Source organism: Hyphococcus sp. (assembly GCF_965228385.1).
GTDB lineage: Bacteria > Pseudomonadota > Alphaproteobacteria > Caulobacterales > Parvularculaceae > Hyphococcus.
In genome coordinates, this window is record NZ_OZ245810.1 from 2329838 (window position 1) to 2349089 (window position 19252).

A 19252-nucleotide genomic window follows, 5' to 3' on the forward strand; every position below is an offset into this window, starting at 1 on the left:
ATGTACGACGCCGTTCAGACCGCCGCGGACTCCATCGCCGCGCAGCATGGCGGCCCTTTTCCGAAAACCGTTCTTGTGCTTGGCAGCGGACTCGGCGGGTTCGGCGAGGTCATAGAAACGCAAACAATTATTCCTTACAAGGATATTCCGGGATTTCCCACCTCGACTGTCTCCGGTCATTCAGGACAATTGCTGATCGGCAAAGCCGCGGGCGCCCCTGTCGCCTGCATGCAGGGACGATTGCATCTTTACGAAGGTCATCCGATTGAGCAGGTCGCGCTGCCGATCCGCGCCTATCGCGCACTGGGCGCGCAAACGCTTGTTCTCACCAATGCGGCCGGCAGCCTGAAACCGGATATGGGTCCGGGTTCCCTGATGATTATCGAGGATCACATCAACGCGTCGGGACAAAATCCGCTAATCGGACCGAATGACGAGAAAATCGGCCCGCGCTTTCCGGATATGAGCGACGCCTATGACAGAGCTTTGCGTGAAAAGCTCGCCAGCGCCGCCAATATCGAGAATATTGACCTCGCAAGCGGCGTCTATCTTTATACACAGGGGCCAAGCTTTGAAACGCCGGCGGAAGTGCGCATGTTTGCCAGTTGGGGCGCGGATGCGGTCGGCATGTCAACTGCGCCGGAAGCGATTGCGGCCGTCCACGCAGGACTGAAAGTCGCCGGCCTGTCGCTTATTACGAACCACGCGGCAGGCATCGCGTCCCATAAAATCACCCATGATGAAACGCTGGCGGTCGGGGCGCAGTCATTTGAAAAAATGAGCCGGCTTATGCTGCGGTTTTTGCCTGCAGTCGCCTGACCGCCGGCCTGCACAATGCACAAAATTGGATAGTTCCGGTTTTTTTATTGAAATATTGCGCCCCGCCGGGAACCAAGCTTCATGATCGGGCGTTCACCCTTAAATTGCTCATTTTCAGGCGGTGCAACCGTCCTTTTTTGAGCTCAGCGTTTGCGAGGCAGAGTTGCATCTTTGCTTGCTTCGCAAGGGAAGAGAATGCCCAGCCCGCCCCCCGGACCGCCCAGCATTCTCTTCCCTTTTCTTTGCCCGTCTGTTTTTTGCGCCGCCAGCGTAAAAAACAGACGGCGCCCTATATTATTGCGCGCCCCAAATCATCCAGGCGCCAATCGCCGCAAAAATGGCGATCCCAGCCAGAAAGATTGAGCGCTCGTGGCGTTCAATAAAGTCGCGCGCACGCGACCCAATCAGCATGACGAGCGCCGCCAGCGCCATATATCTGACGCCGCGCGACAAGGTTACGGCAGCCAAAAATACCGGCAGGGATAGTTTGATCGCGCCGGCCGCGGCGGTCCCTACCTGAAACGGAAATGGCGTGATTCCGACCAGGAACAACGACATGAATGCGTTTTCCTGCAGATCGGAACGCGCCTGCTCATACTCCTCTTGAAGATCGAGAAAACTGATCAACGGCTCCGCCACCGGTTCCAGCAACACAGCGCCGAGCGCATACATTAAAAGCGCGCCCAGCACATTGCCGGCAAGCAACCAGAGAGCGACAATAAACGCGCCTTTGCCCCGCGCCGCCATCATTGGGATGAATAAAGGCTCCATGGGGAAAACGACAAACGACCCCTCAAGGAAGCCGAGTACAGCGGCCGCCGGCCCTGTCCATTTTCTTTCTTCTGACAGTGATTTAATGAAATTGGACAAGTTTCTCGCGCGCGATGATGAAAAATCTATCTTCGCGTCTGGTTACCATCTGGCCTGTCAGGCGACAAGCATGTTCCCGTTCTCATTTTCGCAAACGCTGCAATCAGCGGTCAGTCGCCCGTCGCTTCTTCGCCGCACCATTCTCTTCCGCAAGTTCAGGCTTTGCGGTGCTTGAATTCAACGCCAGATCGACGGCGTCACGCAAATCGTCATTCGTTGCACGCGTTTTAACAAGCGAGATTGCGCCAGGAGGAAGCCTGTACGGCGGAACCTCTTCGACGGAATAGATAATCAGTTTCGGCGATGTCGCCGGATCGCTGAAATACCGGTTCGCCAGATCCAATCCGTAATTGTCCGGAAGCTGTAAATCCAGAATTACGAGATCCGGTTTGCTATGTTGAAGGTACGCCTCTGCTTCCAGGCTCGTCTCAGCAGTAACAATTTCCCCATAAGCTTCAAGTACACGCGTCGCCACAAACCGTACATCCGCATTGTCTTCTACAATGAGTATCTTTCTTGCACTATCGTCATGCGATTTGACGCCTTCTCGCCTATCCAGGCTCACAGGAGCTGGGGTCGGTAAATCAAAATAAAATTCCGTCCCGGCGCCCGGTTCCGATTTGAAGCCGATAGTACCGTCAAATCTTTCAATAATTGCCTTCGCGATATTAAGCCCCAATCCCGTACCGTCTTGCGCCCGTGTTGATGAGGAATCCGCTTGTGTGAACTTTTCAAAAATTCTTTTCTGAAATTCGAGAGGTATGCCGGGTCCTTTGTCGCTCACGGCAATACGCAAAGACTCCTCGCTGACTGTCGCATTCATGATAACGCAAGAGCCGGCCTCGGAAAACTTGATGGCGTTGGAGAGTAAATTCGCCATGACTTGCGCGAAACGCCCTTCATCCACTTTGATCATAATGTCGCAAGGAGCGAGTTCCATGATCAATTCAACGTTATGCTTGGCGGCGTACCCCTCCGCCGCCATTTTCGCGTCGGATAAAAGATCGTTTACGGAGAAATATCCAAACAGGAATTTGAAATTTCCCGATTCAATTTTTTCAATATCGAGAATATCGTTGATCAGGTTCACAAGCCGCTTACCGTTTTTCTGCGCCATATCGAGAAGGCTTGCAGCTTTATCCGGTATAGCGCCGAATGAACCTGACTGGATAAGTCCGAGCGATCCCATAATGGACGTGAGCGGCGTTCTCAATTCATGACTGACCGTGGAAATGAACTCACTCTTCAAATTATCCATTTTCCTTTGTTCAATAAGATCTCTCTTCAGCCCGTCAATTTTCTTTTGTTCGGTCAGGTCTGTCAGAATCGCGGCATATTGCTTGCGTTCCTTGAATTTCATCTCGTTGACGGACAGATACACAGGAGCCTTCGAACCGTCGCCGAGGATCGCCCTGAATTCCCGGCCGCCGTCATCGGTGACGTTTCGGTTGATTGGCGTGTAGCCCTCAACATGATCGGAAATTTTCGAGCCGATTAAATCGGTGTACGAACGCCCAAAGAATGTCGATGAGGCTGGATTCACCGTTTGTATAACGCCGTCTTCATCGAAGGTGACTATGGGGCTATTCGCCGATTCCAGTATTGCGCGGATTTTTGCTTCTTTCTCCTCCAGTTTTTCCTGCCGGTCTTTCAGAGACGCCGCCATGGAAAAAAAGGATTCGCTCAGATGCGCAATTTCGTCTGTCGTAGAGCGCGGAGGCTCGATCAGTTCGACATTACCACCCGACTCAAGCTTTTGCGCCGCATGCTTTAATTGCGCCAGCGGCTCGACAATCACCCGCGCAAACAGAAAAGCGAAAACTGCGCCAAAGAATGTGAAAACCAGCGTAATAAGAATAACGTCATTTCGAGTCTGTCGAATACCAGACCACAATACGCTTTCAGGCGAAAGCAGGCCTGCAATAAGATATCGCTCATTGTGCCCCTGCTCAAACACAATCTTTTCAAAATATGCGATATGGTTTCCGTCAGCGTAGGTTATATTTTCGGAAAATCGCCGCCGGGTTGGATCATTTACAAAACGCGCCAGCTCAGGAAAATCACTCTGAATCATATGAGGTGTCCCGAATTCAAACCCAAACGTTTTCTCTGTGTCTGGGTGGACGAGATAATCCCCGTTTTTATTTGTTAAAAACAAACGTGAACCTTCGGATGCCGTATGAGTCAATCGCGCCAGGACGGGCTTCATGTTAATGTTGATGACAATAACGCCGAACGCGGCGCCTGTCTGAGAATGAACCGGCGTCGCCACCCGCATAACAGGCTTTAGTGGACGCTCGATAACATTGAATTCCCGGTTGAGATCGATCTCAAACAGCGAAAGCGTTCCAGGATCATTTCTCAATGTGTCCGCTACGTAGTTTCGCGCGCCTTTTGATTGAAGCTTATTGTCCAGAACCCGGACAATGTTCTCGCCATTTCTGTCGACCCGTACAATCTCGCGGCCATTGTCGGCGAGGCCAATATAGCGAATTTGAAGATAATCGCTGTTGTTTCGCGCCAGGCCTTCAAATATCTGTCCAAGGCGATTTTTCCAGACCTCTTCGGATGAGCCGTCCAAGGGGTCCACACCGTCATTTTCCCGGGCCCGGATAATGCCCTGGATCGGCGGCGTTTCGGTTAGAAACATGACGTCGCTGCGCGCGTCTTCGGTAATATCTTGTAAATATTGTGCGTCTCGTTCTATTTTTGTTTCCAGTTGTTCTTTATGTCTTTCAAGTTGATCGTTTGAAAAACCGACATACTGGATGACCCCGATAGTCGAGGCCGTGCAAATCACGAGCGCGACTGACGTCAGGACGATCCGGCTGGCGAAGCTGTTCACAATAGATACCCTTGTTGAGCGCGCAGAGTATGAAGAGCTGGTTAATTTAATTTAAACCATACCTCGCCAACATTCGCAGGTGATGCAGGCAGGAGCATCCCTGCTTCTCAATCTGCTTTTCGCATTGAACCTCTAACGCCAGGGTTTGATTTTTATGACTGGGCTAAAAAAAATTGCTTGCGTTGAAGATGACGCTGATATTCGCGCCATCATTAAACTTGCTCTTGGCGATTTGGGCGGTTTCGATGTGGCGCTTTACGAAAACGGCATGGATGCGCTGGAGCATGTGGAGCAATTTCAACCACAACTGATCATACTCGATATGATGATGCCGGGAATTGACGGCATGGAAACATTGAAAAAAATACGGGAAAAGGCGCAGCTAAAATCGACGCCCGCAATCTTCATGACAGCGAAGGCGCAGCCGAGCGAGGTGCAAAATTATGTAAAGTCCGGCGCACTCGGCGTCATCGTCAAGCCCTTTGATCCGGTCACTCTGGCGGATCAGGTAAACGAATTTTGGCGCGACGCTGCATAACCCATATGACAACTGCCGGCCATGAAACCGATTGCGCGCCGAACGTCCTGATTATTGGCGATGTTCCCGTAAACGATAGTGAGCTTATAAAAACGGTCGAAGATCCTAAACAAAGCGGCGACATCATAAGGGTGCAATATTCGCAAGAATGCCTTGCCGCAATTTCGCAACATTCAGTCGCCGTGTGTGTCGTAAATCAGTGTAATGATTTAGGCGCCAATTTGGAGACCCTCGAAATCGCTCATGAACGCGGCTGGCGCGGCGGCGTTATTGTCATAAACGATACCGGAGCGCCTGAACCCGTATTGAGCGGTTTGGCGATTGCTTATAAAGACTTTTTGCGCCGCGACGAAATAACGCCCGCGCTGCTGGCCAGATCAATAGATTGTGCGCTTGCGCGCCATGAGATACAAATTATTCAGAAAGACAGGGCTGAACAGATTGAAGCCCTGACCAGCCAGATTTCACTCATCAACGCGAACGCCGGGTCTTATGTGAACATGCTGGCGCATGATCTCAGAACGCCGCTTTCAGTTATCAAGCAGTTTGCAGCCGTGATGCAGGGCGGTCTGTTGGGCGATGTCAACGAAGAGCAGCGCGACTATCTGCACACAATTGCCTGCCGCGCGGACGATCTCAATATTCTGCTGAATGATTTACTCCAAGTCACAAGACTTGAGCAGGCTGCACTCGATATGCGCCGCAAACCTGCGACGATAGGTTTACTGGCAGGCCAGCCCGCATCCCGGCTTGAAGAAGCGCTTTCACGCGAGGAAATTAACCTGACTTTCGATCATAGCGGTAACGTGCCGATAGTTTATTGCGACCATGAGAAAATTGAAAAAGCAGTTTCCGCAATTACGCTTTACAGTAGCCGCATTGCCCGCGCCGGCGGGACTGTCGGCCTTCGCATCCGTCAGGATCTTTCCCGATCAAATGCCGTCATCGATATATCAAACGATGGCCATGCAATCCCCGATGACCGCCTCTTGCATTTCAACCAAAATTTATCCTGTGCGAAACGCAATAAAAATGGCGGGGAAGCGCGCTTGGGGCTCGGACTTTATATTGCCAAGGAACTAGTGCGTTACAATCTGGGCGATATCACGGTGCGCAATGATCCTGCAGGGGGAAGCGTATTCTCAATATCCATTCCTCTGTTCGATCCCTTACAGATATTGACGCTTTACAAGGAGCGGCTGGCGCTTTTTAACCGGACGCTGGATCATATTTCACTTGTCCACATAGTTGTTTCAGCCCGCCTCGACGCAGATGGAACTTCAAAGATAGACGATAAAATACAACACGCCATACGCAGCACCGATCTCGTTTTTCAGCCGTCCGAGACGCAGTGGTTATTAGTACTGCCGACGCGGGGGCCGTCGCTGGAAGGGTTCACATCCCGAATCGACGAAATCATTCAGTCGGAAATCTCAGACAATACAGGAACGGGCGCCGTTATATCCGCCACTGTCGAAAAACTCGGGGCATGGTCCATCCAAAAAGAATATGACGCTTTTCACAACATGTTTGCTGCAGCCTGGGGTGAGCCGGCCGGAAGTTCTGCATTTCATGCAGGCAAAGCATAACGCGGCGAACAATACTTAATGGTTTCCTAACGCGCATGAGCGCGAATAACCCTAACCAGCAATTAAGAGTTGTAGGGATATTCTTTCTCGCCGCCCTTTTATGAATTGACGCTGTGAGATCAAATTGTGGACCAGAAAAAGAAAATCCTGATCGCTGACGACGATCTTATGCTTTTAAAGGCGTTAACACGCCGCTTCGAAGCCTTGAATCTTGATGTGCGCACGGTAACTGACGGCATCGACGCCGTAACCAGCGTTCATGCTGATCCGCCCGACCTGATTGTCCTTGATATCGATATGCCCGCAGCAAACGGCTTTACCGTATATGAAAAGCTGCTGACGAATGACAACTATCGGCATATTCCCGTTATCTTTTTAACAGGACTAAAAAGCGAAAAAGTTGTCGCGCGTTGCGCTCAATTCAGCGCCGGTTACGTTCTCAAGGATGCGGAGACCTGGGAAAATCTGATTAAGGCCGTGACGGAAATTCTTTCCGTGGACGCGCACTCTCCGTCTCCCGCCGTTCTTCGTCGCACTCCGGCGCAACAAGCGGCCCGAAGCCAATCAGCCGGTACAATCCTGGCGGTGGATGATGATCCGGATATTCTGCGCGTTCTGCAATTACAATGCGAGGCTGTCGGCCTTCACTTTGTTTCGGCGCGCGGCCCGAATGAAGGTTTCATCAAGGCGCTACAAATCAAACCGGATGTCATCCTTTCCGATTATCTGATGCCGGATGGAACCGGGCTGTATTTCATTCAACGGCTTCGAACATCGTCAGCAACCAGCCATATCCCTGTCATAATTCTCACCGGAGAAACGCTGGACGGAACGCGCGAAGACGCCGATCTGGTAATGCGCGTCAAACGCCAGGACGGCGTGATAGCCTATTTGAACAAGCCGCTCGAATTTGACGTTCTGCATAAAGTGCTGAGCAAATCGACCGGCCTGCCTGTAAAACCGCTGACCGCTCAAACGCGACGCGCGGCGTTACCCCGACAGGAGAAGAAGCGGCTGTTCGGTGGGTAACCAAGCGAGTGAAAGCGCCTGGATTCGAAAATCGCCAGATAGACAATGCAATGGAAATTAAAAAATCCACAGCATGGGTAATACTGGCGGAGCCGGGCGCGCTTTGATCTGGAAAATAGAATGACTCTTGGCGGCGATAACTCGACACAAAAAACGCAAGACACCGCTTTACACAATCTGCGCGGCAGCGCGCTCTATATTATATCCGCAACATTCATACTGGTTGATATTTTTCACACGTTCCTGACGCAAGGCATGGCGCCAGGTCTCACCGTCGCCAGAATCGCCGGCATTGTCGCGCTCGGGTTTTTCCTATTGTCGCCGATAATCTATCGGCTCACAGGAAAACGAAATGTTGCCGCGGTTATCTTCATCCTCACAACCCTGGTTGTCGTATTATTTACATCGTTGCAGAATGGCGGCGCGCCGGCGCCGACCATGACGTTTCTCACAATTTTGCCGCTCGCTGCGACTATTCTCATCGGCCGACTCGCCGGGCTGATCTCCATGGCGGCGGTGGCGCTCGTGCTGGGATACTTATATATTGCCGCCAATCTGGGCTGGGCGACGCCATCGCCGCACTCGCCAGAGCATCTAAGGACGCTTTTTACGTCATCAATATTTCTCTCGGCGACGGCAATTGTCCTCATTGCCATTTCTTACGAAAGACTGGTTCAGGCGACGCTTCAACAGTTACTGCAGGCGAAAGATAGAATCACCAAGCAGGCCGCCACACAGAAAGAGCAAAACAGAAGAATACAACGCCTGAAACAACAGCATGACCTAGCGCTGGAAAGCGCCGGGATTGGCGTATGGGAATATGATATCGCTGAAAAAGCACTTACCTGGTCCGAGGTTATTCATGACATTCTAGGGACTCATCATGAGGGTGGTTTGACGAGCGGCGCCTTTATCGAGGATCGCCTTCATCCCGAAGATGTTGAACCCCTGAAACAGGCCATGACGAAATGTGCGCTCGACGGCAAAGCGTTTTCCAGCGTTTTTCGCCTGCGTAAAGAGTCAGGTGACTACGCATTCATCGAAGCGCGCGGCAATGCGCTTTACGACCATTCCGGAAACGCTCTATCGCTTTCTGGGTCATTTTTTGACGTTACGGAAGAATATCAGTCTGAACGCTTGCGCGAAGCAATCTGGCGCACACTGCTTGATCAGAAAGATCCTCTAGCGGTGCGGATTGAAAATGTTCTCAAACAAACGAGGGACTATTACGGCCTGGAAGCCGGCCTGATTTCTAAAACTGGTAAGGATGAACGAAAACTGGAATATGCGACATTTTCCGGCGGCGATCAGGATCATGAAAGGCATATAGCTTGCAGCCAAGCATATCTTGCTCATATCGATAATGCTTATAGCGCGTGCGGGTTTGACGATATTGGCGATAGCCGAGGCCAGAATCACAACAACGAAATTTCAACTATTCAGTCGCTCATCGCAGCGCCGGTGTTTCTTGGCGGCAAGCGCTACGGCGTATTAAGTTTTCACAGCTTTTCAAAATGTGAGCGGACATTTACTAAACTCGACTACGCCTTGATCGAACTTATCGCTCAATGGGTTGGTTATGAAATTGACCGCGAGCAAAACACTCTATTGCTCAGTCAAAGCGAAGAACGTTTCGCCCTGGCGGCCGAAGGCTCGAATGTAGGCATCTGGGAATGGCGGGAAGAAGACGGCGATGCTGCGTACTGGTCGGATAACTACTTTCGATTGTTGGGATATGCGCCGGGAGAGATAACGCCGGGCATAGAAAAGTTCAGGAACTTGCTGCATCCTGACGATCATGACGCCACTCTCAACACCTTCGATGCGCACTTAACAAAGCGCGAGTCGTTTCGCGCTGAATGCCGGTTGCGTTGCAAGAATGGAGACTATCGTTGGTTTCTGGTGCTGGGACAATTTGTCGAACATTATGACCGGATTTCAAAACGCGTCATTGGTTCCATCATGGATATCAATGAGCGAAAAAAAGTCGACCATCTGAAAAGCGAATTTGTATCCACCGTGTCGCATGAATTGCGCACGCCCATGACGTCAATTATCGGTGCGCTGGAGCTCATTCGGTCTGATAAATTTGGAGAGGTGCCGCCAAAAGCCGCCGAATTATTAGAAATCGCTGCTTCAAACGGCCGCCGCCTTGTCCGCCTTATCAATGACATTCTCGATATTGAAAAAATTGAATCCGGCAAATTTTCTATTTCGATGCAGCCATTATATGTGGGCAACCTTGTTAAAGAAGCAATTATGCAAAATGAAAGCTTCGCACGCGATCATAACGCAGTCATCACATACAGGGACGATTCAAATGGTGCGCTTGTCCGCGGCGACCGGGACCGGCTCATTCAGGTGCTCACCAATTTAATTTCAAATGCTGCAAAATTCAGCGGAACTGACGGTAAAATTGATATCCGCGTCAAACTTGTCAGCGGCGATGTCTGTATCGCTGTACGGGATAATGGTCCCGGCATTCCTGACGCCAATCTTGACGGTATTTTTGAAAGGTTCGTGCAGCTTGATGGTTCGGACAATCGCGCAAACGAAGGAAGCGGTCTCGGACTTTCAATTGCCAACGCTATCGTGGCCGCGCATAACGGCGCTCTGAAGGTCGAAAGCCGGCCCGGCGACGGTGCGGTTTTTACAATTCTATTGAACCAGGCTGAAACTTCGTTGCATGAGAGTTCGTCCTCGAAAAAGGAAGCTTTGCCGCCAGATTCGACTGTGGCCCGTAAAAAAATTCTATGTCTCGATATGGACAAAGATTTTACATCGGTCATTCAGCATCTGTTCGACGAATTTGCTGACGTGGACGCGGCATTTTCGGCGACAGAAGGCGCGTCTCGTATCGAAGACGCTAAATACGATCTTGTTATTGCAGATCCGCTTGGCGATCTCGACAACAAAATACTGAATTTACTGACAAGCCAGCGTCCCCATATCCCGGCCATAATTTATTCAACGGATAGCGTAACGCTTTCCGGGCCGCAGCAAAATATACTGGGCGTCTATTTGAAATCCGCGATTTCAAATGATGCGCTCCGGGATATTGTCTGGGACGCTCTGTATGGCGTTCAAGACGGGCGCTCGCAGACATGTCAGCCCGTTGAAGAATCAGCGTAGAGCGCCGTGCGCGCGCTTTGGCGGGAACCGTCTTCCGCATTTTGCTTGGTTCCGAACGATTGAAACTCAAGACACCGCACAATAGTCGCATTTTTTATCCATTTTGAAATCGGCCTAATAACCCTTATGTATGACGCGTAGTTGACGCGATGTTTTTTCAGATATGTATCCGCCTGAACGAATAGTCTGCCTTACGGAAGAAACTGTGGAGACGCTCTATCTGTTGGGAAAGCAGGACAATATAGTCGGCGTCTCCGGCTTTGTAGTACGCCCGGCGGAAGCGCGCCGGAAACCCAAAGTCTCCACCTTCGTTGAAGCGAAAACGGATGAGATCCTTGCGCTGAAACCTGATCTTGTTTTCACCTTCTCGGATATACAGGCCGACATTACCGCAAACCTCATGCGCGAAGGGCTGGAAGTTCATGCGTTCAACCATCGCACGGTGGATGGTATTTTCGATATGATCCGCACGGTCGGCGCGCTGACTAATTCGGATAAAGACGCCCAGATGCTCGTAAATGACTTGCAGGCGCGCGTGAATATGGCGCGCGAACAATCGCAATCGCTGAAACGCCGCCCAAGAGTTTACTTCGAAGAATGGGACGATCCCATGATTTCGGCTATTGGCTGGGTCTCTGAATTGATTGAGATCGCCGGGGGTGACAATGTTTTTTCTGATCGCGCCTTTGGACAAGCGGCAAAAGAACGCTTTGTAACGGCGCAAGAGGTGATCGACGCCGCGCCGGACATCATTATCGGTTCATGGTGCGGCAAGGGTTTCAAGAAAGAACAGGTCGCCGCGCGCGAAGGCTTCGACCAGATCCCCGCCATCAAAAACAACCGACTCCACGAAATCAAATCCGCCATTATCCTGCAACCCGGGCCGGCCGCGCTGACTAATGGACTGGATGAGATGCAGCAGATTATAAAACGCTTCGCAGACTCCTAACCGCGTGCGCCCGGCGCTGTCACGCTGGAGCGTTGTCAACCGCCGCGGAAACTTCGCATATGGAACGCCGCCTGATCCGGCGTATACTGATACTCTTTCCCGACCGGACAAGCGCGCCGCGCGCGGCAGCCCATGGACATGCAATCCGCGCCTTCCGGGCGGCGAATATGCGCGCCGCAGGCTGGGACGTCATAGGCGCCGCCGCCGCTGAACGCACCGACAGGACATGCTGTAAGACACGGCTTTTCAACACAGCTTTCGCAAGGGCGGGGACGCCTATCGCTGGGCGGCAATTCCAGCTTTTCGGCAATCGCCAGCGCGCCGCGCCAGGCGTGCCACAGCCCGTATTCGGGATGGATGAGCATGCCGATTTCCGATGGCGCCACGGGTTCCGCCTTTTGCGCCCAGCGTATGAAAGGCATGAGGGGCGTTGTGAACGGGAAGCAGGGTTTGGCGCCGAGTTCCCGCGCGAGCGCCGAGATAACGCGGTGCGACCAGCGATCCAGCGGATGCGGTTTGCCGTCTTTATATTCTGGCGAGGCTGCAAAGCCGGCCCACTGCTCGCCGCCGACAAAGCCCAGCATCACAATTGTTCCGGCGTCAAGACCGTGCGGCAAATCATCAGGGCCGGGATGGAATGCGCCGCGATGAGCAAGACCGGCGTCTTCGACCTCGGCCTTTATACTCTCAAGCCTCACATATTCCGCCGATACTGTCCGCCAACTTCAAACAATGTATCGGTGATCTGCCCGAGCGAGCAATATCTAACCGCCTCCATCAAGACGGAAAAAACGTTTTCGTTATTGACAACAGCATCGCGTAACGCCTGGCGCACGTCTTCCGATTTTTTCGGTTCGCGCTTCTGGAACGCTCGCAACCGGGTAATCTGGTTGTCTTTTTCCTCGGTTGTGGACCGCTGCAACGGCGGCGACGGCGGTTCAGGCGCGTCAGGATCGACAAACGTGTTAACACCTACAATTGGCAGAGAGCCGTCATGTTTTTTATGTTCGTAATAGAGGCTTTCTTCCTGAATCTTGCCGCGCTGGTAGCCGGTTTCCATGGCGCCCAGAACGCCGCCGCGTTCTGCAATCCGCTCAAATTCTTTCAAGACGGCTTCCTCAACCAGATCGGTTAATTCATCAATGACAAATGCGCCCTGATTGGGGTTCTCATTCTGCGCAAGGCCCCACTCCTTGTTGATAATCATCTGAATCGCCATGGCGCGGCGAACGGAATGTTCCGTCGGCGTTGTGTAGGCTTCGTCATAGGCGTTTGTGTGCAGCGAATTGCAATTGTCATAAATTGCAATCAACGCCTGCAAGGTTGTCCGGATGTCGTTGAAATCCATTTCCTGCGCATGCAATGAACGCCCTGATGTCTGGACATGGTATTTTAGTTTTTGAGACCGCTCATTCGCGCCGTAGAGGTCGCGCATGGCGACGGCCCATATGCGCCGGGCCACCCTGCCGATGACGGAATATTCCGGATCCATGCCGTTGGAAAAGAAATAGGAAAGGTTCGGCGCAAAATCGTCTATATTCATGCCGCGCGCGAGATAGGATTCGACGAATGTAAAGCCGTTGGACAGCGTAAAGGCGAGTTGCGAGATCGGATTGGCCCCGGCTTCGGCGATGTGATAGCCGGATATGGATACGGAGTAGAAATTCCGCACACGGTTTTCGACAAAATATTCCTGAATATCCCCCATCATTTTCAGCGCAAATTCGGTTGAAAAGATGCAAGTGTTCTGACCCTGATCTTCTTTGAGAATATCCGCCTGGACCGTGCCGCGCACCGTCTCCAGCGCCCAGGCGCGGACCTTGTTCGCCTCATCTTCCGTGGGTTGTCGGTCGTTTTCAGCGACGAATTTGTCAAGCTGCTGATCAATAGCTGTGTTCAGAAACATTGCGAGGATCATCGGCGCAGGGCCGTTGATCGTCATGGAAACGGAAGTCGTTGGCGAGCAAAGATCAAACCCGTCATACAGCGCTTTCATGTCGTCGAGCGTCGCCACCGAAACGCCGGAATTGCCGACCTTTCCGTAAATGTCGGGGCGTTCGTTCGGATCGAACCCGTAAAGCGTTACTGAATCAAACGCCGTGGACAGACGTTTTGCATCGGAATCTTTCGACAGATATTTGAACCGCGCATTGGTGCGGAACGGGTCGCCCTCGCCTGCAAACATTCGCGTCGGGTCTTCGCCCTCGCGTTTAAATGCAAAGACCCCGGCGGTATAGGGAAAAGAGCCCGGAACATTTTCACGCAGCATCCAGGTTAAGAGCTCGCCGTCGTCTTCGTAGCGCGGCAGCACCACTTTGCGGATTGTAGTGCCGGATAGCGTCTCTCGCGTCAGTTTTGTGCGAATTTCCTTGTCGCGAATTTTCACGACATATTCATCGCCCGCATAACTTTCTTTCACCTTCGGCCAGTTTTCGAGCAGTTTTTTCGCCCGGACATTCTGCCGTTCCTTCCGCTCGGTAATTAACGGCGCCAGTTGGTCGCTTTCACTTCCCGCTTTATCAAGCATCGCCTGCGTCGATTGCAATTGCTGGATTTCCCGCGCGAGGGTCGCTTCCTCTCGCGCCTTTTCATGATAGCCGCGCACCGTCTGCGCGATTTCAGCAAGATAACGCTGGCGCGAGGGCGGCACCACCGCTTCACGCGCGGAGGGCATGCGTTTGCCATTTGCCTCGAACCGCGTTTCGGGAACGATGAAATCCTTCTGTTCGATTTTTTCACGAAGCCCCAGATAAAGTCCCGTGACGCCGTCATCCTGATAGCGGGAGGCGATCGCGCCATAGACCGGCATTTCTTCCGTTGGGCGCGTAAAATCTTCGCGGTTTCGCTGCACCTGCTTCCTGACATCGCGCAGCGCGTCTTCGGCGCCCTTGCGATCGAACTTGTTGATTGCAACGATATCGGCGAAATCGAGCATATCGATTTTTTCAAGCTGCGATGCGGCGCCGAATTCCGGCGTCATCACATAAAGGGAAACGTCGGCGATTTCCGCGATCGCGGCGTTGCCCTGCCCGATACCGGGGGTTTCGACAATGATCAGATCGAAGCCCGCAGCACGGCAGGCTTTTACTGCGCGAAAAACAAAATCCGGAACTTCGCGTTCGGATTCGCGCGTCGCAATGGAGCGGAAAAAGATTTGCGGCGCATTGATTGAGTTCATCCGGATGCGGTCGCCCAGAAGCGCGCCGCCGGATTTGCGGCGCGACGGATCGATCGCGAGGACGGCGATTTTAAATTCGGACGAATCCATACGGAAACGCGTGATAATCTCATCACAAAGCGATGATTTCCCCGAGCCTCCTGTGCCCGTCATGCCGAGAACCGGCGCGCGCGGATTTTCTGCGGCGGCTTTTTCAAGCGCTTTTAGGGCATCGCCGCCGACGCCGTCCTGTTCGAGACTGGTGAGAAACCGCGCAAGCGGGCGCCAGCTCTCATCGCCGAGGTCGTCCACATTGGCGCCGGCCACCGCGACAGGGTCAAAATCGGCGCGCGACACCATATCCTCGATCATTCCCTGCAGGCCCATTTTCTGCCCGTCTTCAGGAGAATAGATCCGTTCAACACCGTAATCGTGAAGCTCTTTTATCTCTTCACGAACGATAACGCCGCCGCCGCCGCCGAAAACCTTGATGTGCCCGGCGCCGCGCTCTTTCAACAGGTCGACCATATATTTGAAATATTCGATATGGCCGCCCTGATAAGAACTGACCGCAATGCCCTGAACGTCTTCCTGGATAGCAGCGGTGACGATTTCATCGACCGAACGATTGTGACCCAGGTGAATGACTTCCGCGCCAAGGGACTGCAGAATGCGCCGCATGATGTTGATCGCGGCGTCATGCCCGTCAAAAAGGCTTGTCGCCGTGACGAAGCGCACATTGTTCTGGCGCGATCCCGCCTCCGCTTTTGTTTCGGCTGTTGCAGGTTTTTCGGCGAGCTTGATATCGTCAGGCATGAATTTCCTCCTGGGCGAATTTTTGACTTTAAAGATCGTTATCGGCGATCGCCATCAGCGACGCGGCGCCGGCTGTCGCTTCCTCTTTATATGAGAGTGCGCGCGGGAGGATGCGTTCTCCAAAAAATTGCGCGGTTGCAATTTTCGCTTTCAAAAACGCGTCGTCGCCTTTGCCCGCATCAAGGTCCGCTTTCGCAGCCAGCGCGGCCCGCGCCATCAACCAGCCGCCGGCAACAACGCCCCACAAGCGTAAATACGGCATGGCGCCGGCTGCCGCGTCTTCAATATCGCTTTTGGATTGTTCCAGCAGCCAGTCTGTGGCCGCCTCCAGCGCCGTTACGCCTTTGGCGAGTGCATCGCGCAACACAGCCATCTCGCCGCCGCCATCTGCGAGCGCGCCGTCAAGGTCGCGCATTTCATCGATCATCGCGCGCGCCGCCGCGCCGCCATCGCGCGCAAGCTTGCGGCCAATCAGGTCATTCGCCTGAATACCGTTCGTGCCTTCATAGATTTCCGCGATTTTCGCATCGCGCATGAATTGCGCTGCGCCTGTCTCTTCGACATACCCCATGCCGCCATGCACCTGTACGCCGTTCCACGCCGCTTCCGAGCCGCATTCCGTACACCAGCCTTTGACAATCGGTATCAATAAATCGACGCGGGCCTGCGCCGCTGCGCGTTCATCAGTGTCCGGCGCGCGCTGCGCTATATCCAGCTTGCCGGCCGTGTAATAGGCGAGCGCCCGGCCCGACTCCGCCAGCGCCCGCATGGTCATCAGCATACGGCGCACATCAGGATGGCGGACAATGGCGACCGGGTCAGGATTATCGCCGGTGATCTCCCGGCTTTGTATGCGATCGCGCGCGAAAGCGGCCGCCTTTTGATAGGAACGCTCCGAAATGCCGACGCCTTCAAGCCCGACGGAAAGGCGCGCATTGTTCATCATCGTGAACATGTAATTGAGACCCTTGTTTTCCTCTCCCACAAGATAGCCGATCGCGCCGTCATCTTCGCCAAAAGACATTACTGCGGTCGGGCTGGCGTGTATGCCCAGCTTTTCTTCAATAGAGACGCACCGCACATCATTGCGTTCACCGAGTGAGCCGTCGTCATTGACTATGAACTTCGGCACGATGAACAGCGAAATGCCTTTCACGCCCGCCGGCGCATCAGGCGTGCGCGCCAGGACCATATGGATCATGTTCTCGGTCAGATCGTGTTCGCCATAGGTGATGAATATCTTCTGTCCCGTAATGCGATAGGCGTCGCCGTCCTTCACCGCCTTGGTGCGCACCTGCGCCAGATCTGAACCCGCCTGAGGTTCAGTTAGCTGCATGGTGCCTGTCCATTCGCCGGAAACCATCTTTTCAAGATATTTCGCTTTTTGCGAATCGGAGCCATAACGCGTGACCGCTTCAACGGCGGCCTGCGTCAGCATCGGGCAAAGGGTGAACGCCATGTTGGAGGAATGCCACAGATCGAACAGCGCCGTCGCCACCAGCCAGGGCAGGCCCTGCCCGCCAAACTCCGGATCAAACGGCACGGCGTTCCAGCCGCCCTCTACAAATTGTCTGTATGCATCCTTCCAGCCGTCGGGCGTTTGCACCTTGCCGTCGACCAACCTTGACCCTTGGGTATCGCCAATCCGGTTCAGCGGCGCCAGAACGCCTGTGGCGAATTTACCGCCTTCTTCCAGGATGGCGTCGAGCAATTCCTGACTAAGCTCGTCTTTTTCGCCGTGCGATGCGATCTCATCGAAACCGGCGAGCCTCGTGGCGGCAAAACGCATATCGGCGATGGGTGCGGCGTAATCTGTCATAGCTGGTCTTTATCCTGTTGGATCGCTCGCGCCTTCTAACCGGAGCGATATGTTCTCAATGACGGTATAACAAAGAGGCGGCGCCGAATCTCGTCGCGCCAGCCATAATTCCTTTCGTCATGGGCTTTTGACTATTATTTGTCAAATTCATAATATGCTTATACTATGCAAAAAACGCATGCCTTATGATCGCAGCCAAGCTCAAGCATATTATCGCCGTTGATCACGCCGGCTCTATCACCGCCGCCGCCCGGGCGCTGGGGGTCACGCAATCGACAGTCAGCCGCAGCCTCGCCGATGTCGAGGCGGAAATTGGCTACGGCCTGTTTGACAGGCGCGCCAGAGACGTTGTCGCCACGGATCGCGGCCGGGATTTTATCAACCGCGCCGCCAGAATTATCTCTGACCTCGACCAGCTTTCTGAAGACGCCCGGCTGGGCCGCGAAGCCGGGGAAACCCTGGTCCGCGTCGGCGTCAGCCCGGCCTCGATGCAAGGTCTCGTGAACAAGGCGGCGGTTACGTTGATGCAACGCCATAGTGAACTGCGCATCCACCTTGAAGCGTTTTCCGCCGGCAGCGGCGTGCGCGCGCTCCGCCGCGGCGATATCGACGCGCTGATCAGCCCTCGCGCGCCGGTGACGGGCGACGGATCGTTTGTTTTCGAGCAGCTTGGCGATCTCAATACGCGCCTGTTCGCCCGCAAACGTCACCCGCTTGCCGGTAAGGCCGTGTTGAAACGCAGCGAAATCGTCAAATACCCGGTGATCGCGCCGGATCAGATGAGTTGGCATACGGATCAGTTACGCACGCTGTTCGGCGCAACCGGCGGAGATGCGGCACGGCGCATGCATGTTGTGGAATACTTTCCGCTTGTGGCGGATATTGTGGCGGAAACCGATTCAATTGGCGTCATCGGCGATGAATATGCCCAGTCAACCGCCTTTATGCGCCGGTTCACACTGCTTGAGATTGATTTTTTTGCGCCGCTCGCCGTCGGATACGCCGTACGAAAACGCTGGTTGCCAACCCCGGCCGTGCGGACTTTCCTTGCGGCGTTAAAGGAATTTCCACCGGGCGTTTGAGTATGCCATAAGGCGGCGAGCAAGCAGGAGATATCTTTATGGGTGACCCCAAAATTTATACGCGCGGCGGCGACGCAGGACAAACATCCATGCTCTCGGGCGAACGGGTCTCAAAAGCGGACCCTCAAATCAACGCGGTGGGCGATTTCGACGAACTCTCCGTCGCGTTGGGCTTTGCGCGGCTCGGTCATCCCAAAAGAGAACCCGAATTGAAGGATTTCCAGAAAAAGCTTTATCAGTTAAGCGCAACTGTAAGCTACACCGGTGAAAAGCATGCGGAGAAATTCGCGCTCGATCCCGGCGCCGTAAAAGCGCTCGAAAAGATGATCGACGACATTCAGGAAACCCTGCCGCCTCTGAAAGACTTCATTTATCCCGGCCAGACAGAAGGCGGATGCCGCTTGCACCAGGCGCGCGTCGTCGCCCGCCGGGTGGAGCGTAATCTGGCCTTGCTGCCCGCCGAAAAAGCGCAGGCGTCGATCCCTTACATAAATCGCCTGTCGGACCTGCTTTTTGTACTCGCCCGGGAAGCCGATATGGAGGCGGGCGCCGATGATGAAGCGTATCGCGGTTCTGGCGGCAAAAATCGGTAAAAATCGTCTGTATT

13 protein-coding genes are annotated in these 19252 nt (G+C 53.5%); 8 read left to right on the forward strand and 5 right to left on the reverse strand.

The window, feature by feature from the left end; translation table 11 throughout:
• On the forward strand, positions 1-819 hold the full coding sequence (locus tag ACQK2Q_RS10945) for a purine-nucleoside phosphorylase (RefSeq protein ID WP_425409779.1): 819 nt from the start codon (positions 1-3) through the stop codon (positions 817-819).
• A gap of 294 nt (positions 820-1113) precedes the next feature.
• Here the strand turns inward: ACQK2Q_RS10945 and ACQK2Q_RS10950 are convergent, their stop codons facing one another.
• Both ACQK2Q_RS10950 and ACQK2Q_RS10955 read right to left on the reverse strand, forming a co-directional pair.
• Positions 1114-1689 carry a YqaA family protein gene (locus ACQK2Q_RS10950; RefSeq protein ID WP_425409780.1) on the reverse strand — a complete coding sequence of 192 codons (576 nt, stop codon included), beginning with the start codon at positions 1687-1689 and terminating at the stop codon, positions 1114-1116.
• Positions 1690-1792: 103 nt separating this feature from the next.
• Positions 1793-4534, reverse strand: a complete 2742-nt coding sequence (locus ACQK2Q_RS10955; protein ID WP_425409781.1) for an ATP-binding protein — start codon at positions 4532-4534, stop codon at positions 1793-1795.
• Between the two features lie 154 nt (positions 4535-4688).
• On the opposite strand from ACQK2Q_RS10955, the gene ACQK2Q_RS10960 reads away from it, so the two are divergent.
• From ACQK2Q_RS10960 to ACQK2Q_RS10980, 5 genes are all read left to right on the forward strand, one after another.
• The gene (locus tag ACQK2Q_RS10960) at positions 4689-5072 is read left to right on the forward strand and encodes a response regulator (RefSeq protein ID WP_425409782.1); all 384 of its coding nucleotides are present in this window, start codon (positions 4689-4691) and stop codon (positions 5070-5072) included.
• A 5-nt stretch (positions 5073-5077) separates the two neighbouring features.
• Positions 5078-6661: a sensor histidine kinase gene (locus tag ACQK2Q_RS10965; protein ID WP_425409783.1), complete on the forward strand. Its 1584-nt coding sequence runs from the start codon at positions 5078-5080 to the stop codon at positions 6659-6661.
• A 126-nt stretch (positions 6662-6787) separates the two neighbouring features.
• Positions 6788-7690: a response regulator gene (locus ACQK2Q_RS10970; protein ID WP_425409784.1), complete on the forward strand. Its 903-nt coding sequence runs from the start codon at positions 6788-6790 to the stop codon at positions 7688-7690.
• 120 nt (positions 7691-7810) lie between these two features.
• Positions 7811-10822: a PAS domain-containing protein gene (locus tag ACQK2Q_RS10975; protein WP_425409785.1), complete on the forward strand. Its 3012-nt coding sequence runs from the start codon at positions 7811-7813 to the stop codon at positions 10820-10822.
• Positions 10823-10985: 163 nt separating this feature from the next.
• Positions 10986-11771, forward strand: coding sequence for a cobalamin-binding protein (locus tag ACQK2Q_RS10980; RefSeq protein WP_425409786.1), 786 nt, complete (start codon positions 10986-10988; stop codon positions 11769-11771).
• 35 nt (positions 11772-11806) lie between these two features.
• On the opposite strand, the gene ACQK2Q_RS10985 is transcribed toward ACQK2Q_RS10980, so the two are convergent.
• The 3 genes from ACQK2Q_RS10985 to ACQK2Q_RS10995 are packed head-to-tail and all read right to left on the reverse strand — an operon-like array spanning position 11807 to position 17563.
• Positions 11807-12469, reverse strand: a complete 663-nt coding sequence (locus ACQK2Q_RS10985) for a hypothetical protein (RefSeq protein WP_425409787.1) — start codon at positions 12467-12469, stop codon at positions 11807-11809.
• Positions 12466-15744 carry a fused isobutyryl-CoA mutase/GTPase IcmF gene (gene icmF, locus ACQK2Q_RS10990; protein ID WP_425409788.1) on the reverse strand — a complete coding sequence of 1093 codons (3279 nt, stop codon included), beginning with the start codon at positions 15742-15744 and terminating at the stop codon, positions 12466-12468. Before icmF ends, ACQK2Q_RS10985 begins: the two co-directional genes overlap by 4 nt.
• A gap of 28 nt (positions 15745-15772) precedes the next feature.
• On the reverse strand, positions 15773-17563 hold the full coding sequence (locus tag ACQK2Q_RS10995; RefSeq protein WP_425409789.1) for an acyl-CoA dehydrogenase: 1791 nt from the start codon (positions 17561-17563) through the stop codon (positions 15773-15775).
• A 185-nt stretch (positions 17564-17748) separates the two neighbouring features.
• Between ACQK2Q_RS10995 and ACQK2Q_RS11000 the strand changes: the two genes are divergently transcribed.
• Together ACQK2Q_RS11000 and ACQK2Q_RS11005 are read left to right on the forward strand one after the other, a co-directional pair.
• Positions 17749-18645, forward strand: coding sequence for a LysR family transcriptional regulator (locus tag ACQK2Q_RS11000; RefSeq protein WP_425409790.1), 897 nt, complete (start codon positions 17749-17751; stop codon positions 18643-18645).
• A gap of 38 nt (positions 18646-18683) precedes the next feature.
• Entirely contained in the window at positions 18684-19238 is a 555-nt protein-coding gene (locus ACQK2Q_RS11005) for a cob(I)yrinic acid a,c-diamide adenosyltransferase (protein ID WP_425409791.1), read from the forward strand.
• Positions 19239-19252: the final 14 nt, after the last annotated feature.

Excerpts from the sequence above, each read along its gene's own strand:
- ACQK2Q_RS10945 (WP_425409779.1), top strand. The coding sequence starts at position 1 with ATGTACGACGCCGTTCAGACCGCCGCGGACTCCATCGCCGCGCAGCAT.
- ACQK2Q_RS10960 (WP_425409782.1), top strand. The coding sequence starts at position 4,689 with ATGACTGGGCTAAAAAAAATTGCTTGCGTTGAAGATGACGCTGATATT.
- ACQK2Q_RS10965 (WP_425409783.1), top strand. The coding sequence starts at position 5,078 with ATGACAACTGCCGGCCATGAAACCGATTGCGCGCCGAACGTCCTGATT.
- ACQK2Q_RS10975 (WP_425409785.1), top strand. The coding sequence starts at position 7,811 with ATGACTCTTGGCGGCGATAACTCGACACAAAAAACGCAAGACACCGCT.
- ACQK2Q_RS10980 (WP_425409786.1), top strand. The coding sequence starts at position 10,986 with ATGTATCCGCCTGAACGAATAGTCTGCCTTACGGAAGAAACTGTGGAG.
- icmF (WP_425409788.1), bottom strand. The coding sequence starts at position 15,744 with ATGCCTGACGATATCAAGCTCGCCGAAAAACCTGCAACAGCCGAAACA.
- ACQK2Q_RS10995 (WP_425409789.1), bottom strand. The coding sequence starts at position 17,563 with ATGACAGATTACGCCGCACCCATCGCCGATATGCGTTTTGCCGCCACG.
- ACQK2Q_RS11000 (WP_425409790.1), top strand. The coding sequence starts at position 17,749 with ATGATCGCAGCCAAGCTCAAGCATATTATCGCCGTTGATCACGCCGGC.
- ACQK2Q_RS11005 (WP_425409791.1), top strand. The coding sequence starts at position 18,684 with ATGGGTGACCCCAAAATTTATACGCGCGGCGGCGACGCAGGACAAACA.